Raw genomic sequence first — 2,517 nt, 5'->3', positions numbered from 1 at the left:
CGTCTGGACCGGGTGATCATCCGTTTCGCGGGTGACTCGGGTGACGGGATGCAGCTGACGGGTGACCGGTTCACCTCGGAGACGGCGTCGTTCGGGAACGACTTGTCGACGCTGCCGAACTTCCCCGCCGAGATCCGGGCGCCTGCCGGGACCTTGCCGGGCGTCTCCTCCTTCCAGCTGCACTTCGCCGACCACGACATCCTCACCCCCGGCGACGCACCCAACGTCCTGGTAGCAATGAACCCGGCCGCGCTGAAGGCGAACATCGGCGACGTGCCGCGCGGCGCGGAGATCATCGTGAACACCGATGAGTTCACCAAGCGCCCGATGGCCAAGGTCGGCTATCTGACCTCCCCGCTCGAAGACGGCTCGCTCGACGGCTACCAGATCCACCCCGTCCCCCTGACCACGCTGACCATCGAAGCGCTCAAGGAGTTCGGGCTCTCCCGCAAGGAAGCCGAACGCTCGAAGAACATGTTCGCGCTGGGGTTGTTGTCGTGGATGTACAACCGGCCCACCGAGGGCACGGAAAAGTTTCTGCGGGTCAAGTTCGCGAAGAAGCCGCAGATCGCCGAGGCGAACGTGGCCGCCTTCCGCGCCGGCTGGAACTTCGGCGAGACGACCGAGGACTTCGCCGTCTCCTACGAGGTCGCCCCCGCGAGCGCAGCGTTCCCGGCCGGCACCTACCGCAACATTTCCGGGAATCTGGCACTGTCCTACGGGCTGATCGCCGCCGGCCACCAGGCCGACCTGCCGCTGTATCTGGGCTCGTATCCGATCACCCCGGCCTCGGACATCCTGCACGAACTGTCGAGGCACAAGAACTTCGGCGTGCGGACCTTCCAGGCCGAGGACGAGATCGCCGCCATCGGCGCCGCACTGGGCGCGGCCTTCGGCGGTTCACTGGCCGTCACCACCACCTCGGGCCCCGGCGTCGCGCTCAAGTCGGAGACGATCGGCCTGGCGGTGTCGCTGGAGCTGCCGCTGCTGGTTGTCGCGATCCAGCGGGGCGGTCCTTCCACCGGTTTGCCGACCAAGACCGAGCAGGCGGATCTGCTCCAGGCGATGTACGGGCGTAACGGTGAGGCCCCCGTCCCGGTGATCGCACCCAGGACGCCGGCGGACTGCTTCGACGCCGCCCTGGAAGCGGCCAGGATCGCGCTGGCCTACCGCACGCCGGTCTTCCTGCTCTCCGACGGCTACCTCGCCAACGGCTCCGAACCCTGGCGCATCCCCGAAACCGCGGAACTGCCCGACCTGCGGGTCCGGTTCGCGACCGGCCCCAACCATGAACTGGCCGACGGCACCGAAGTGTTCTGGCCCTACAAACGCGACCCGCACACCCTGGCCCGCCCCTGGGCCGTCCCCGGCACCCCCGGCCTCGAACACCGCATCGGCGGCATCGAAAAACAGGACGGCACGGGCAACATCTCCTACGACCCCGCCAACCACGACTTCATGGTCCGCACCCGCCAGGCCAAGATCGACGGCATCGACGTCCCCGACCTCACCGTCGACGACCCGGACGGTGCCCGCACCCTCGTGCTGGGCTGGGGCTCCACCTACGGGCCCATCACCGCCGCTGTGCGCCGCCTGCGCAAGGCCGGGACGCCCATCGCGCAGGCACACCTGCGCCACATCAACCCCTTCCCCCGCAACCTCGGCGACATCCTCGGCCGTTACGACAAGGTCGTGGTGCCGGAGATGAACCTCGGCCAGCTCGCCACCCTCCTGCGGGCGAAATACCTCATCGACGCCCACTCCTACAACCAGGTCAACGGCATGCCGTTCAAGGCCGAGCAGCTCGCCACGGCACTCCAGGAGGCCATCGATGCCTGACACGAACGAGTTGCTGACCCTGGTCCCCAAGGCCGAGGCCACCCAGTCCATGAAGGACTTCAAATCGGACCAGGAAGTACGCTGGTGCCCCGGCTGCGGCGACTACGCGGTCCTGGCCGCCGTCCAGGGCTTCATGCCCGAACTGGGCCTCGCCAAAGAGAACATCGTCTTCGTCTCCGGCATCGGCTGCTCCTCCCGCTTCCCCTACTACATGAACACCTACGGGATGCACTCCATCCACGGCCGCGCCCCCGCCATCGCCACCGGCCTGGCCACCTCACGCCGTGACCTGTCCGTCTGGGTCGTCACCGGCGACGGCGACGCCCTCTCCATCGGCGGCAACCACCTCATCCACGCCCTGCGCCGCAACGTCAACCTCAAAATCCTGCTGTTCAACAACCGGATCTACGGACTGACCAAAGGCCAGTACTCCCCCACCTCCGAGGTCGGGAAAATCACCAAGTCGACCCCCATGGGCTCCCTCGACGCCCCCTTCAACCCCGTCTCCCTCGCCATCGGCGCCGAAGCCTCATTCGTCGCCCGCACCGTCGACTCCGACCGCAAACACCTCACCCAAGTACTGCGCCAGGCAGCCGACCACCCCGGCACCGCCCTCGTCGAGATCTACCAGAACTGCAACATCTTCAACGACGGCGCCTTCGAAGTCCTCAAGGACAA

General features: G+C 67.2%; 2 protein-coding genes. Both read left to right on the top strand.

From position 1 onward, the window contains the following. A partial coding sequence (locus tag ACFVWW_RS34105) for a 2-oxoacid:acceptor oxidoreductase subunit alpha (protein WP_386879499.1) occupies positions 1 to 1,839 on the top strand: 1,839 nt, incomplete at its 5' end. Then, positions 1,832 to 2,517: 2-oxoacid:ferredoxin oxidoreductase subunit beta (locus ACFVWW_RS34100; protein ID WP_386879500.1), on the top strand; the 686-nt coding region annotated here is incomplete at its 3' end. The genes ACFVWW_RS34105 and ACFVWW_RS34100, both read left to right, overlap by 8 nt.

It is taken from the genome of Streptomyces sp. NPDC058198 (assembly GCF_042882605.1).
GTDB lineage: Bacteria > Actinomycetota > Actinomycetes > Streptomycetales > Streptomycetaceae > Streptomyces.
Note: the sequence above shows the minus strand (reverse complement) of the source record. Positions and strands in the feature narration are given on the sequence as shown.